This window comes from Streptomyces sp. NPDC014764 (assembly GCF_043082785.1).
In the GTDB taxonomy this organism is placed as follows: Bacteria; Actinomycetota; Actinomycetes; order Streptomycetales; family Streptomycetaceae; genus Streptomyces; species Streptomyces althioticus.
Window position 1 is genome coordinate 353,555 of sequence record NZ_JBIBXY010000005.1, and the last position, 13,528, is coordinate 367,082.

Below are 13,528 nucleotides of genomic sequence, written 5' to 3' on the forward strand. Positions count from 1 at the left end.
GCGGTCAGCGTGCGTGCACGCCGACCTCGTGCAGCGAGTAGCCGTACCTGGTCCCGCGTTTCAGGCCGACGACGCGCACCTGCCGTGCCTCGACCGGCGTGAACATCGCCGTGTCCAGACCTCCGTCGCCCGTCGTCGTGGACCACACCGTGCGCCAGTCCGTGCCGTCGGTCGACACGTCCACGCGGTACGAACTGGCGTACGCGCGTTCCCAGTCGACGGTGACGCGGCTGATCCGGTGGGCGGCGCCGAGGTCGAGGCGCAGCCATTGGTGGTCCGTCCAGTCGCTGGCCCAGCGGGTGCCCTGGTCGCCGTCGACCGCGCGGGCGGGGGCGTAGCTGGTGAACGGGTTCCACTCGGCGGAGGAGGCCGTCGCCAGGGCGCTCCGGGCGAGGTTCGCCGCCGGGCGGTGGCGTTCGGTCGCGCCCCAGGTGGTGAGGTAGGACTCGGCGCCGCGGAAGAGGTCGTCCACGACGTGCTGCCCGCCGACGCGCCGGATGTCCTCGATCCAGTCGGGCACCAGCCCGTAGTGCGCGGCGCCGTCGGTGTTCAGGTCCCAGGTGCGCTGCCCGGTGGTCTGCCGGTCGAGGAGGGAGCCGCCGTCGACGCTGCGGTAGGGGTAGGTGACCGGGTCGGGCGCGTCCGCGCCGCGCGGGGCGGGCCAGCCGCCTACGCCGTTCATGTCGGTGCCGAAGCCGTAGCCGACGCCGTAGGCGTCCCGCAGCTGTTCGGTGCGGCCGGCCTCGGTGACGAACTGCTCGGAGCCGTTCATGTACTGGGCGGTGAACCCGCCGAGCCGGTAGACGCGTTCGGTCCAGTTCAGGTCCATCCAGCTGTGCGAGGAGAGGACGCCCGGGTAGGACGCGGACTCGAAGAGGTCGAGGACCCGGCCGGCGGCCTTGACGCTCATGTGGTCGATCTCGAGCATCATTCCGCGCGTCATCATGCCGCGCACGGCGTACTCGCCCAGCCCGGTCAGCCCGCGCACGTTGCACCGGGCGTCCGCGTCGTACGACGGGACCTGCACGCCCGCCGGGAGGTGCTTCTCGGCGGCGGGGGCGGAGGCGAGGCCGACGGGGTTGTCGTGCTGCGGGCCGGTGCAGGGCTCGGTCCGCCAGAAGGTGCCGGTGGACAGGAACTGCCCGACGTTGATGGCGGTGCCGAGCGCTCCGGAGTCGAAGCGCACGCCGCACAGCGCGTTGTCGAACTTGTGGCACAGGAACATGCTGCGCACACCCAGGTCGTACAGCTCGTCGAGGCCCGCGTCGATGTCGTCCCGGTCGCACTGGGCGATGTCCAGGATCATCTTGCAGCCGAACGGCTCCGAGGTCTCCACGCCCAGCACCACGGCCAGTTTGCCCTGCTCGATCACCTCACGCGCCTGCGCGCTGTCGGTGACGATGCGGAACCAGCCCTTGCCCGGCCCGCCGTACATGGCGTCGACATGATCCTGCATCCGGTAGGTCAGTGCGGCCTGGAGGCGGATGGAGGTCATCTCGTCGCAGCTGCGGTCCTTGAAGAAGTAGACCGAGCAGATCACGCCGTTGGTGACGAGGTCGTTGACCAGCACCCGCTGCCCGCCGCGCCAGGCTCGCTCGATCCAGGCGTAGTAGTTCTGCTGATGGGTCAGCGAGTCGTGCGCCGGCCAGTCGGCGAAAGTGGGCCAGCCGTCCGGGTCGTGACGGCCGTCGCCGCCGCCCGTGATGAAGTCGAAGACGGCGAGGGAGCCGTCGGGGTAGTGCTCGGGGCAGTCCTTGAGCGCGTCGGCGACGCCCTTGCCGGAGAACGCCTTGCCGCAGATGAGCCGGCCGCCGAAGGCCTCGTTGGACATGATGTGGTTGTGCGCGTCGACGAATCCGCGCACCCGTCCGGCGGAGTCGGTGCCCTTGAACGGCTCGCCGGTCACACCGACCTGCGAGTCCGGCTCGGGCCGGGCGACCGGGTCCCACCAGTTGCCGTCGGCGGCCGAGCTGGACGTGGGCGTGAGCACGGCTGCCAGGACCAGGAGGAGCAGCGTCACGATCCCGGCGTGGCGTCCGGAGCGAGAGGTGGTCACCGGCGGGTCCCTCCGTCGACGGAGCGGTCACGACCACAGTTGTCATGACCTCAGCAAAACCCCTTCGGGGAGCATCGCCACCCGCGCGTACGCCGTCAAGAGTGTGCGCACACCCGGCTCCGTCGGCGGGACGGCCCACGCCCTCCGTGGACCGTCCCGCCCGCAGCTACGGCACGAGCCGCGCGTCCGCCCAGTCGGCGTGGTCGGAGTCCACCCCGTCCCCGCCGTCCAGCACGCGCAGCGTCAACTGCCGTACGCCGGTGACGTCCACGTCGACGGGGAAGGCCGGGTCGGAGCCGCCGAGCATCCCGGTGGTCAGCAGGGTCCTGCCGTCGCCGAGCACCTCGAAGGCCACGGTGCCCTTGGCGCCCACCTCGTCGTCGACGCCGACGTCGGCCCTGAACCGCCCGTACCGGCCGTCGAGTTCGACGACGACTTCGCCCTCCGCGTGGGTCCCCAGGCCCTTGTCGTACACCGTGCCCGCCAGTGTGAGCGGACCTCCGTCGGCGGGGTCGCGCTCGCCGTTGGACATGTCCCGCTCGACCGGCCCCCACCCGTTGCGCTCGGAGGTGAACGGCAGATCGCTCACGTAGGTGACGCCCGGTTCCGGCACGAACACCCGCACCGGGCGCTCGGCCCTCAGCACCCCGGAGTTCGGCCGGTCCGGTGCGCGGTACTCCGCGCGCACGGTCAGATCGTGGCCGCCGGGGCGGACGTCGGACGGCACCCGCACCGCCCAGTTGCCCGACAGCGCCTCTCCCGTGCGCAGTTCGGCCGCCGTCGTGCCGTCGCCGTCGACGGTCCAGCCGTCGGGGACGTCGACCGTCAGCCGGACGTCCGTCGCCGGGCCCGACTCCTCCACCGCGAACCGGCCGGTGACGGCGACGGAGCCGCCCGGGTCCGCCTCGGCGCGTGCCGGAGCGGCGGTGAGCGCGGTGAGCGGCAGCCGGGTCACCGGCCGGTCGCAGGTGTCGCGCCCCGGCGTGAACCGGCAGATCTGCCCGGCGAACCCGCCGTGTTCGGCCGTCGGCACCTCCAGGACGTCCCGGCGCGTGACCACCTGCCGTTCACGCAGCAGCCCGCCGTCCTCACCGTCCCGCACGACCTCCGCCAGCCAGCGTCCGCCGCCCAGGAAGTCCAGCGGCACGCGCTCCCTCCCCGCCTCACCGGCGTGGACTCCGCCCAGGAACCAGCGGTCGCCGTGGCGGCGGGCGAACGTCGCGCTCTCGCCGGGAAGCCCGGACAGCAGCCGCGTCTCGTCCCACACCGTCGGCACCTGCTCCAGGAAGCGGGCCAGCTCCGGCCGCTCACGGTAGGCGGCGACCGAACCGGCGAAATTCTGGAAGCCGGACTCGAACACCACCGACAGCGCCAGTTCGGCCGCGTCGGAGACGGTACGGGTGCCGAACTGGAAGCCCATCGGCGTGTAGTCCATCGAGCCGACCGCGTTGCGCGTGTACGGCAGGGCCGTCAGCCCCGCCGCGGGCACGGTGGCCTGCTCGGCGCCGTACACCGCCTCCAGGGTCATCACGTGCGGCCAGGTCCGCTGGACGCCCTTGGGGAGGGTGGCGCCGTGGAAGTTGACGAGCAGCCGGTGCCGGGCGGTGTCCCGGAGGATGTCGTCGTACCAGCGGAAGCGCGCCTGGGAGTCGGAGTCCATGAAGTCGATCTTGAGTCCGGAGGCGCCCCACCGTTTCACCCGGGGCAGGAACTCGGCGCGCTCGGCCGCCGTGTCGAGATCGGTCCAGTGCGCCCACAGCAGGACGTCGACGCCCCGCTGCCGGGCGTACGCGATCAGCTCGGGCATCCAGTCGGTGGTCTTCCAGCCGTCGTCCACCAGGGTGTACGGCCAGCCGTGGGCGGCGGCGAGGTCCACGAACCGCTGCTGGGCGGCGAGGTCACGCTGGGCGGCGCCGAAACCGTCCAGCCAGGACCAGGCGACCTTCCCGGGCCGGATCCACGAGGTGTCCGCGAGCCGCGAAGGCGGGGCCAGGTCGTCGACCAGGGTGGACTCGGTGACGGCGGCGAGGTCGCCGACGACGGCCGTGCGCCACGGCGTGGCCAGCGGCCCCTCGGAGGTCACCTCGGGGTCGGCCAGACGCACCGTGTAGCGTCCGTCGCCCTCGTGGACCAGCCGGCTCGCGTCGTAGCGGCCGTCGACGTCCGACTCGGTGAGCAGGGCGTAGACGTCCCCGACCTGGAACAGCGCCGGATAGGCGTAGGCGCCGGGGGCGGCGCCGGCCGCGGTGGCGGGGGCGTACAGGCGCTCGTAGTTGACCGAGTACGGCGTGAGCCAGGCCCGCGCGGCGGCGGGCGGGCGGAACGCGGACGCCTCCCGCTCGACCGTGACCGTACCGGGCCCCGGGAGGACGTAGCGGTAGGCGACGCCGTCGTCGGCGACGCGGACCACTACTCCGAGGCGGGCGCCGTCCCGGCCGGTGAAGGTGAACCGGGTCTCCGTCATCCGCGCGGTGCGGTGGAGCTGCTTGCCGGTGGTCATGGAGTACCGCTCGGTCACCTGCCGGGTGTGCCGGGAGTCCGCGCGCAGCCCCGAGGTGAGGTCGGCGGCGGAGGTGACGATGCCGAGCGGCGCCGGTTCGAGCACCGTCGTGGCGCCCTTGCGGGCGGTGAGGGTGAGGGTGCCGTCCGCGGGGTCGAGACGGACGACGGCCGTGACGCCGTCCCGTGGCGCACCGGGCTGGTGCACGGTCCAGCTGCCGCCGGGCCCCGCCGCCCGGGCGGGGGCGCCGAGCATGGTGAGGACGAGCGCGGCGGAGAGCAGCAGGGCGGGGAGGAGCGTCCGGCGCGGGCCGCCTGGCGACATGCGCGACGATCTGGGCACGGGGGTCTCCGTCCAAGAGGTGACATCGTTGTCTGTCTTGGTTCGGGACAACCCTTCCCGCTCACCCGTTCCTCAACCACCGTCCCTCACACGGTGGTTGGGATCAGCTCAGGAGTCGTCCCGCTGGTAGTGGAGCGCGATGGAGCGCAGGACGTCCGCGGACGACACGTCGGTGCGCCCTTCGTCGTGGATCTCGGCGAGCTGGACGAAGGCGAAGGTGAGCGCGGAGGTGATCTGCACGATGGCAGGCCCGAGCTTCCCGGTGACGATCTCCGCCACCTCGCGCGCAGTGGCGTCGGCGGGGAGCTGGATGCGCGGCAGCATGTCCTCGAGCAGCCCTGCGACCGCACTGTCGGCCGTCACGTCGGCGTCCGGGTCGGCGCGCAGGCGACGCCGCATCTCCAGGGCCTCCGTGAGGATGCCGACGCTCCGCTGCATGATCTCGCGCTGCTCCATGCGGCCAGCCTTCACACCGACTGGCCCGGCCAAACGCGTTCTGCCTATCATCCTGGTGATTGCGCCTTTCATACGGTTTGTCCCTGCCGGTGGACCCTGTGTCCCGGCCCGAGTGAGTGATCCATGTCCCGCACCGGCTCCAAGGACCACGGCGACGAGCTGCTGACGCGGCTCGGGACGCTGACGGCCCAGGCGCGTGCGGCGGCCGAGGTGCAGCGCTCGCGGGTGGAGCTTGCCGTCGCGCTGCAGCGCGGCATGCTGCCGAGAGGGCTGCCGACCGGTGACGGCGTACGGTTCGCGGTGCGGTACGTGCCCGCCAACCAGGGCCTCAACGTGGGCGGCGACTGGTACGACGCGTTCACCATGCCCGACGGCCGGATCGGCCTGTCGATCGGCGACGTGCAGGGGCACAACATCGAGGCCGCCGCCTTCATGGGGCAGGTGCGGGTCGGGCTGCGGGCGCTCGCCTCCGTGGACAGCGATCCGGGCGAGCTGCTGGCGCGGACGAACGAGCTGCTGCTGACGCTGGGCGCCGACCTGTTCGCGACCTGCACCTTCATGCGGCTCGACCCGGAGACCCGGGTGCTGGAGAGCGCCCGCGCCGGTCATCTGCCGTGCGTGTGGGCCACGGCGGACGGGCGGTCCGGTGTCACCGAGGACGAAGGCGGTCCGCCACTGGGCGTGCAGTCCGGGGCGGTGTACCCGGTGACGCGGTACCGGCTGGACTGCGGCGGGGTGTTCGTGATGGTCACCGACGGCGTCGTCGAGGGCCCGTCGATGCATCTGGACGAAGGGCTGGAGCAGGTGTCGCGGCTCGCGGGCGTCGCGGCGGTCGCTCGCATCGGCGCGGACGCGCTCGCCGCCGCCGTGATCAAGGGGGCGACCGAGGTGGGGCACGACGACGACGCGGCGGTCCTCGTGATCGGGCACGAGCCCGCCGGTCAACCGTAGGGCCGACAGCGCCGTGCCTCTCACCTGGCCGTGACGGCCGCCTCGGTGTCTGATGACAGATGTGGTGGCTCGCCAGGATCTCCGTACACCGGCCCTCTACGTGCTGCAGACGCTGGCCGTCGCCGCCTGCTACTACGCCGGAGGCCGGCTCGGGCTGGTGTACGAACTGCGGATCGACGGCTCGGTCGTGTCCCCCATCTGGCCCCCGACCGGGATCGCCGTCGCGTCCCTGCTGCTCCTGGGACCGCGCGTCTGGCCCGGCATCGCCCTCGGCGCGCTGCTGGTGGTCGCCCACCTCACCTCCTTGCGCCTGAACTCGCTGGGACTGCTGTTCGCCCACACCGCCGCGCCGCTGAGCGCCTACTGGCTGCTGCGCAGGGCAGGCTTCCGCACCGACCTCGGCCGATTACGCGACTGCCTCAGCCTGGTGTTCCTCGGCGGCTTCGCCGCGATGCTGGTCAGCTCCACGGTCGCCGCCGGGGTGCTCGTCGCCTCCGGCGACCTGCCTTCCGGGTCCTTCTGGTCGGTGTGGCTGCCCTGGTGGGTGGGCGACGCGATGGGGGTGCTGCTGATCGCCCCGGTGCTGCTGCTCCTGCCCCGGGTGCGGACCCCCGTGCAGTGGTCGCGCTGGAAGGAGGCGACCGCCCTGGTGGTGGTCACGGCGGTCCTCGTGCCGGTCGTCACGCACACCCAGGCCAGTCTGCTGTTCGTCGTCTATCCGTTGCTGATCTGGTCGGCGCTGCGGTTCGAGCTGCCCGGCAGCACGCTGTGCGCCCTGTTCGCCTCCTTCCTGGCGACCGACGCGGCGGCCCACAGGACCGGGCCGTTCGATCACCTGTCGGACACGTACATCATGATCACTCTCCATGCCTTCAACGCGGCGGCGGCCCTCACCTCGCTGCTGCTGTCCGCGGTGATCACCGAGCAGCACAACACCCGCCGCTCGGTGGAGCTCGCGTGCAAGGAACTGGTCGAGGTGCTGGAGCATCTGACGGCGGGCGAGCCCGCCCCGCACGGCCGGCCGCAGCGTGAGGAGGGCCCCGGCGCGCGCTGAACCGCGGGGGTGAACCGTCCGCGCACACGGGTCCGTTGCGGCAGAACAGTATGAACGCAACCGCTCCGCCCGTGGTGTCCGGCGGCCGGCGTTCCTAGCATCGCCGCCCGTGCGCAGCAACGCGCCGCCGAACCAGGAGCCGCACCGTGAACAGATTCCGTCATGCCCTCCGTCTCCCCCGCTCCCCGCGCACCCGCCGGCGCATGGCGGGGCTGCTGATCGCCGGGACGCTGGCCGGCGCCCTCGCCCCGGCACCGGCCGCGCAGGCCCGGGACACGTCGCCCCGGCCGGCCGCCTGTCCCGAAGGGCTGCCGGACGGCGCCGCCTGCTGGGCCGGCACGGACGCGAACGGCGCCCACTACGCGATCGCGGTCCCCGCGCGGTGGAACGGCGGGCTCGTCGTGCACGCCCACGGCGGCCCCGACCTGGGCGACGCCTCGGACCCGGAGCGCAGCGTCGAGGACCTCGGGCGCTGGCGGGTGATGGTGGACCAGGGGTACGCCTGGGCCGGGTCGTCGTACCGCAGGGGCGGCTACGGCACCCGGATGGCCGCCGCCGACACGGAGAACGTACGGCGGCTCTTCGTCGAGCGGTTCGGCGAGCCGCGGCGGACTTACGTGCACGGCCAGTCGTGGGGCGGGAACGTGGCCGCCAAGGTCGTCGAGACCTACGCCCCCGCGGGCGGCCCGTACGACGGTGCGCTGCTCACCAACGGGGTGCTGGGCGGGGCCTCCCGCGGCTACGACCACCGCGTCGACCTGCGCGTGGTCTACCAGTACTACTGCGCCAACCTGCCCCGGCCCGAGGAGAAGCAGTACCCGCTGTGGCAGGGGCTGCGCCGCGGGTCCACGCTGACCACGGCCGGGCTGCGCGCCCGGCTCCAGGAGTGCACCGGGTACGCGTCGCCTCCCGGGGAGCGCACCGCCCTCCAGCAGCGGAACCTGGACGACATCCTGAACGTCACCGGTGTCCCGGAACGGACGCTGGAGTCGCATCTGCGCTTCTCGGTGTTCACCTTCCGGGACATCGTGCACGAGCGGCTGGGCGGCCGTAACCCGTTCTCCAACCGCGGGGTGCGGTACACCGGTTCGCACGACGACAGGGCGCTCAACGCGGGCGTGGAGCGGTTCGCCGCCGACCCGGCGGCCGTGCGCGACCTGTCGTACGACAGCGACCTCACCGGGCGGGTGGCGATCCCCGTGCTGACGCTGCACGCCAAGGACGACCCGACCGCGTTCGTGGAGCACGAGGCGGCCTACCGGGACACGCTGCGGGGCGCGCACCGCGACGGGTGGCTGGTACAGACGTTCACCGGTGAGCACGAGCACTCCGCGCTGAGCGACGCCGAGTACGCCACGTCGCTGGCGGCGCTGGACCGCTGGGCGCGCACCGGGCAGCGGCCGACGCCTCGGTCGGTCGCCGCGTCCTGCCCGGCGTTCGACCGGGTGTACGCCACCGGCTGCTTCTACGACCCCGGGTACCGGCCGGCGCCGTACGCCTCGCGGGTGCGTCCCCGGCCGGGCGGCACGTCCTGGCCGGCGATGACGGCCGCGCAGGAGAAGGCGTGGAGCCGTGTCCCCGGGGTCGGTATCGCGCCCTGACCCCGCGGGGCGGCGGTCACTCGCGCAGGGACGCGGCGTCGCCCATGACGACCACCGGGCGCAGCACGGGGTCGAGGGCGAGGAGCAGGTCCCGCATGTGCTGCTTGCTGAGGCTCACGCAGCCCTGGGTGGGGCCGTCGTGGTCGACGTGCAGCCAGATGCCGCCGCCCCGGTCGGCGCCCAGCGGCCGGGTCAGGTCCAGCGGGGACGTGCCGGGTGTGCGGTTGTAGTCGATGGCGACGACGTAGTCGAAGGACCCCTCCAGCGGCTCCCCTTCGAAGCCGGTGCCGCTGACGGCGAAGCCGTCCGAGCGGTCGTAGGGCAGTCGGGCGCCGGGGTCGGGGAGCAGTCCGCCGGCGTCGGAGAGGCTGTAGACGCCGATGGGCGACCGCAGGTCGCCGGCCCAGTGGTCGTCGGTCCAGCCGCGGAGCGCGTTGCGGGCGGGCCACACCGGGCCCGCCTCCCAGCCGGTGCCGGTGTGCCGGTACAGCACGGCCTGGGAGTGGTTGGCGTTCCGGTCGCGTCCGGTGACCACGACGACCTGGCGGGCGTCGCCCGGGATCCACGCCCGGGTGCGGGGGCCGAGGCCGGGGATCACCGCGGGAGCCTCGGTGGCCGGGCGGCCCTGCGCGGTGCCCGGCGCCCCCGCCGCGGGGGCGCTCGCGGACGGGTGCTCGTGCTCGGTGCCGGCGGCGGGGTCGTCCCGGGCGCCGGTGCCGCTGCCCGCCCCGCACCCGGTGAGGGCGGCGAGGACGACGAGGACGACGGCCCACAGCCCTGCCCCGGTACGGAGGCGGACGGGTCCGGCGGACGGCCGCCGGGCGGCGCCGGACACGGCGCGGGGCGCACGGTCCGGGCAGTCGGTCGATGAAGCCATGGACTCAGCCTGACTTCGTCCACCCGCGATCGCCTCGGCTCCCCGCGCGCGTCCGCGCGAAGTCCCCCGTCTGCGCCGCCCGTGCGGGGGCCGGCCGCACCGGGGCGCCTTTCGGCAAGGGGCCGTACGGGTGACGGGCCCGCACCCTCGCGTGGGGTGCGGGCCCGCCGGACGGAGCAATCGGCGTGTGAACGCCTACCGGTCGATCACGAAGGTGGAGCCGGGTTCGATCAGCACGTCGCCTTCCGCCGATCCGGTGATGGTGACGTTCGTCAGGGTGGCACTGCCCCGGGCCCCGCCCATGGCGAGGATGCCGGAGCCGTTGTTCGACTCGCTGATGGTGACGTCGGAGATCCGCACGTCCGGCATGGCGCCGCCGCCGGACTTGAACTGGATGCCGTCGTACGTCGAGTCGTGGATGTCGGTGTCGCGGATGACCACGCCGGGGATGTCGGATCCCTGGGCGAACAGGGTGATGGCGCCGAACTCCTGGTCCTCGTTCCAGAAGGCGCCGCCGGTGCGGTGGAGCCCGTTGCCGGCGATCAGGGTCTGCCCGGAGAACGGCGTGGGGTCGTGGTCGGTGGCCAGCATGATGCCGGGGTAGTTCATGGTGTCGTACACGAGGTTGTTCTCCACCGTGTTGCCGTGGCCGCCGTAGATCGCGATGCCGTTGGCGCGCCAGGGCAGTTGGACGGTGTTGTTGCGGAAGTGGTTGTCGTGGCCGATGTCGGTGGCCGGGTTCCTGACGTGCTTGCTGGACCACACGGCGAGCGCGTCGTCACCGGTGTTGCGGAACGACGAGTTCGTCACGGTCGAGTCGTGGCTGCCGTTGGTGAGGTTGATGCCGTCCGCGTAGGTGTTGCGGATCCGCATGCCGGTGAACTCCAGTCCGTCGGCCGGGTTCCACAGATCGGGGATGTTGGAATAGTCACGGCCGACCCAGACGCCGACGTTGGCGTGCTCGATCCACACGTTGCTGATCTTGGTGTTCTTGCCGAAGCGCCCGTTGAGGCCGACGCCTCCCTCGGCGCCGCCGTCGCCGCCCCTGATGGTGCCGGAGCCGAAGATGGCGAGGTCGGAGATCTTCGTGTTGTCGTCGATGTCGAAGCCGAAGTTGCCCTCGTGCGGGTGGTTGATGCCGCCCGCCTGGTGCGGGGGCGTGAGGGTGTACAGCTGGGAGTGCCACATGCCGGCGCCGCGGATCGTGACGTCGCGAATGCCGACCTGGTTGAACTCACCGCGGTCGAGGGGGTCGTCGGTGAGGATCTTCCGCTCCTGGCGCCACTGCCCGGCCGGGATCCACACGCAGTCGATCTCGCCCCGCTGGTCGGCGGTGACGGCGCGCTGGATCGCCGCGGTGTCGTCGATGCCGTCGTTGGGGACGGCGCCGTACTCGGTGATCGAGACGCACCCGGCGGGCCTCTGGGCGGGCGGGGCCACCTGCTCCAGGTCGATCAGGTCGACGACGTAGAAGGCGGCGGTGTCGTCGGAGTCGCGCCGGAGCCGGAACACGGTGCCCGCCGGATAGGTGTCGGAGAGCAGCGCGTGGGACTCGTCGAAGAGGCGGCGCGCGTCGGCCTGGGGGGTGTTGGTGAGTCCCTCGGGCTGGTCGGTGGTGCCGTAGAGCCAGCTGTGCTTGGAGCTGAGGCCGAGCTTCTGCACGAACCTCCCGTCGGCGTAGAGGCTGAGGGTGGCCTCGGTGCCGCCGCCGCCCGGGGCGTCGGGGACGGAGTTGCGCACGACGATCGAGTTGGTGGCGCCGGTGGAGGTGAACTCCACGTACTGGCCGGTGGAGTCGAGGCGGACGGACGCACGTCCGGAGGACTCGGTGGCGAAGTTGGTGTGGCCGAAGGTGCGTTTTGCGTCGGCGGTGAGCAGGGTGCCCCGGTAGGCGCCGTCCTCCGCCTCGTACTCGGTGTACGGGACGGCGGCGCCGCGGCCGACGACGATCGAGCGGCTGAGGACGTTGTTGTTCTCGTCGGTCTCGGTGACCGTGCCGGTGGCGTCCGCGGTGGCGGTGAGCACGGCGGGGCCCGCGGTGGCGGTCCAGGTGCCGGAGACCGTGACCTCGGCGGTGGCGCCGGCGGCGATCGCCCCGGTGGTCCCGTCGAGGGTGCGTCCGGCCACGGTGAGCCGGGTGACCGAGCCTGCGGGGGCGGGTGAGGTGCCCCGGTTGTGCACGGAGACGGTGAACGACACCGGCGCGCCGACGGCGGGCGTGGCCGGGCTGGTGCGGATACCGGTGACCTCCAGGTCGGGGCCGGGGCTCCGGGCGACGGTCAGCCGGTCCGTCGCGGTGCGGCTGTTGTTCGTCTCGTCCAGCTCGGCGACGGTGTCCGTGGGGTCGGCCACGGCGGACACGGTGTAACTTCCACTGGCGCGGGTGCCCGCGTCCACGGACACGGTGGCGGAGTCGCCCGGGGCGAGCGCGGGCACGGGGGCGCTGCCCGCGACGGTGCCCTCCAGGCTGACGTTCACCGTCGCGGCGGCGGACCGCGCGGTGCCGGCGTTGCGCACGGTCGCGCGGACGGTGACCGGGTCCGTCTCGGTGGGGGCGGCGGGGGTCCAGTCGAGGGCGGTGACGGTCAGGTCGGGGTTGGGCGCGGCCGTGCCCCGGACCTCCAGCTCGGCGACCTGGGCGCCGTAACCCGCCGAGTTGTGGCCGAACTTCAGCTGTACGTCGGCGACGCGGCCGGTGACGGGGATGGTGACGCCGTTGTCGTTGCCGGCCGGGTCGAAGGTGTGGTCGGCGCGGGCCCCGAGCGTGGTGTACGCGCTCGACGAGCGGTCGCGTCCGAGGACCTCGATGCCCTGGGTACGCCGCTCCCACGCCGCGTCCGGGTTCAGCCGGACGACAACGGCGGTGACGTCCGCCTCGGCGCCGAGGTGGACGGTGAGGGTGGCGGGGTGACCGGCCGACTCCCAGTAGGTGTCGACGCGCCCGTCGTTGGCGTTGGCTGCCACGAAGGAGTGAATCGTGGAGGACGCCTCGACCGGTTTGCCGCGCGCCAGATCGGTCCCGTCGTCCGGTGGCTGCCCCGGTCCCCCTCCGCCGTCCTCGCCGTACACCTCGAGCGCGGACAGCTGCGCGGCGTTCCAGCCGGTGTTGGCGGTGACACGGACCCGGAGATGGCGTAGGTCGCGGGCCGGGAAGGTGAGCGTGACGGTGTTGGCGCGGTCGGGATCGAAGCGGTGGGCGGCCGAGGCGGACAGTGTGGTGAAGGACGAGCCGTCGGTGCTGCCCTCCACGGCGAGGGTCTGGGTGCGCGCCTCCCAGGCGGCCGGGAGCTTCAGCACGACCTCGTCGACGCGTACCGCGCCGCCCAGGTCGAGGCGCACGGACTGTGGGAAGGTGTCCAAGGGGCCTTCCCAGTAGGTGAGTTGACTGCCGTCCGTCAGGTGGGTCGCGGGGTGCTCGGGATGGGACCCGGTGGCCGTGACGCTTCTGCCGAGCGCCAGGTCGGGTCCGTGGACCGCCTTCGCGGCGGCGCCGGCCGTACCGGGTGAGAGACCGGCGGCCACCAGGCCGGCCAGGAGCAGGCCGGTGATCGCGCGCAGGCCGAAACGCGTGCGTGTCATGAAGTCCTCGTTCCACGGCGGGTGCTGAGGGCGCTCGGCCACCCGGGCAGCCCGATGACCCTGCCGAGGATTGCCGACGCCTGATGCAATATTTGCGGGACGACGTTCATTT

The 13,528-nt window shown here is 72.8% G+C and carries 8 protein-coding genes; 3 read left to right on the forward strand and 5 right to left on the reverse strand.

Features of this window, described 5'->3' with window-relative positions; genetic code table 11:
* Positions 1-4: 4 nt before the first annotated feature.
* The 3 genes from ACF1AG_RS15905 to ACF1AG_RS15915 form a co-directional block, all read right to left on the reverse strand.
* Positions 5-2,056: a discoidin domain-containing protein gene (locus ACF1AG_RS15905; RefSeq protein ID WP_391809889.1), complete on the reverse strand. Its 2,052-nt coding sequence runs from the start codon at positions 2,054-2,056 to the stop codon at positions 5-7.
* Positions 2,057-2,222: 166 nt separating this feature from the next.
* The gene (locus ACF1AG_RS15910; protein ID WP_391809926.1) at positions 2,223-4,880 is read right to left on the reverse strand and encodes a glycoside hydrolase family 97 catalytic domain-containing protein; all 2,658 of its coding nucleotides are present in this window, start codon (positions 4,878-4,880) and stop codon (positions 2,223-2,225) included.
* 126 nt (positions 4,881-5,006) lie between these two features.
* Positions 5,007-5,354, reverse strand: a complete 348-nt coding sequence (locus ACF1AG_RS15915) for a hypothetical protein (protein WP_359605386.1) — start codon at positions 5,352-5,354, stop codon at positions 5,007-5,009.
* 123 nt (positions 5,355-5,477) lie between these two features.
* On the opposite strand from ACF1AG_RS15915, the gene ACF1AG_RS15920 reads away from it, so the two are divergent.
* The 3 genes from ACF1AG_RS15920 (at position 5,478) to ACF1AG_RS15930 (ending at position 8,960) form a co-directional block, all read left to right on the forward strand.
* Positions 5,478-6,305, forward strand: a complete 828-nt coding sequence (locus ACF1AG_RS15920) for a PP2C family protein-serine/threonine phosphatase (RefSeq protein ID WP_359605384.1) — start codon at positions 5,478-5,480, stop codon at positions 6,303-6,305.
* Between the two features lie 61 nt (positions 6,306-6,366).
* Positions 6,367-7,359, forward strand: coding sequence for an MASE1 domain-containing protein (locus tag ACF1AG_RS15925; protein WP_391809890.1), 993 nt, complete (start codon positions 6,367-6,369; stop codon positions 7,357-7,359).
* 203 nt (positions 7,360-7,562) lie between these two features.
* Positions 7,563-8,960: a hypothetical protein gene (locus ACF1AG_RS15930; protein ID WP_387796549.1), complete on the forward strand. Its 1,398-nt coding sequence runs from the start codon at positions 7,563-7,565 to the stop codon at positions 8,958-8,960.
* 16 nt (positions 8,961-8,976) lie between these two features.
* On the opposite strand, the gene ACF1AG_RS15935 is transcribed toward ACF1AG_RS15930, so the two are convergent.
* Together ACF1AG_RS15935 and ACF1AG_RS15940 are read right to left on the reverse strand one after the other, a co-directional pair.
* The gene (locus ACF1AG_RS15935) at positions 8,977-9,837 is read right to left on the reverse strand and encodes a hypothetical protein (RefSeq protein ID WP_391809891.1); all 861 of its coding nucleotides are present in this window, start codon (positions 9,835-9,837) and stop codon (positions 8,977-8,979) included.
* Between the two features lie 195 nt (positions 9,838-10,032).
* Positions 10,033-13,416: a CARDB domain-containing protein gene (locus tag ACF1AG_RS15940; protein WP_391809892.1), complete on the reverse strand. Its 3,384-nt coding sequence runs from the start codon at positions 13,414-13,416 to the stop codon at positions 10,033-10,035.
* Between the last annotated feature and the right edge of the window lie 112 nt (positions 13,417-13,528).

Excerpts from the sequence above, each read along its gene's own strand:
- ACF1AG_RS15940 (WP_391809892.1), bottom strand. The coding sequence starts at position 13,416 with ATGACACGCACGCGTTTCGGCCTGCGCGCGATCACCGGCCTGCTCCTG.
- ACF1AG_RS15935 (WP_391809891.1), bottom strand. The coding sequence starts at position 9,837 with ATGGCTTCATCGACCGACTGCCCGGACCGTGCGCCCCGCGCCGTGTCC.
- ACF1AG_RS15915 (WP_359605386.1), bottom strand. The coding sequence starts at position 5,354 with ATGGAGCAGCGCGAGATCATGCAGCGGAGCGTCGGCATCCTCACGGAG.
- ACF1AG_RS15920 (WP_359605384.1), top strand. The coding sequence starts at position 5,478 with ATGTCCCGCACCGGCTCCAAGGACCACGGCGACGAGCTGCTGACGCGG.
- ACF1AG_RS15930 (WP_387796549.1), top strand. The coding sequence starts at position 7,563 with ATGGCGGGGCTGCTGATCGCCGGGACGCTGGCCGGCGCCCTCGCCCCG.
- ACF1AG_RS15910 (WP_391809926.1), bottom strand. The coding sequence starts at position 4,880 with ATGTCGCCAGGCGGCCCGCGCCGGACGCTCCTCCCCGCCCTGCTGCTC.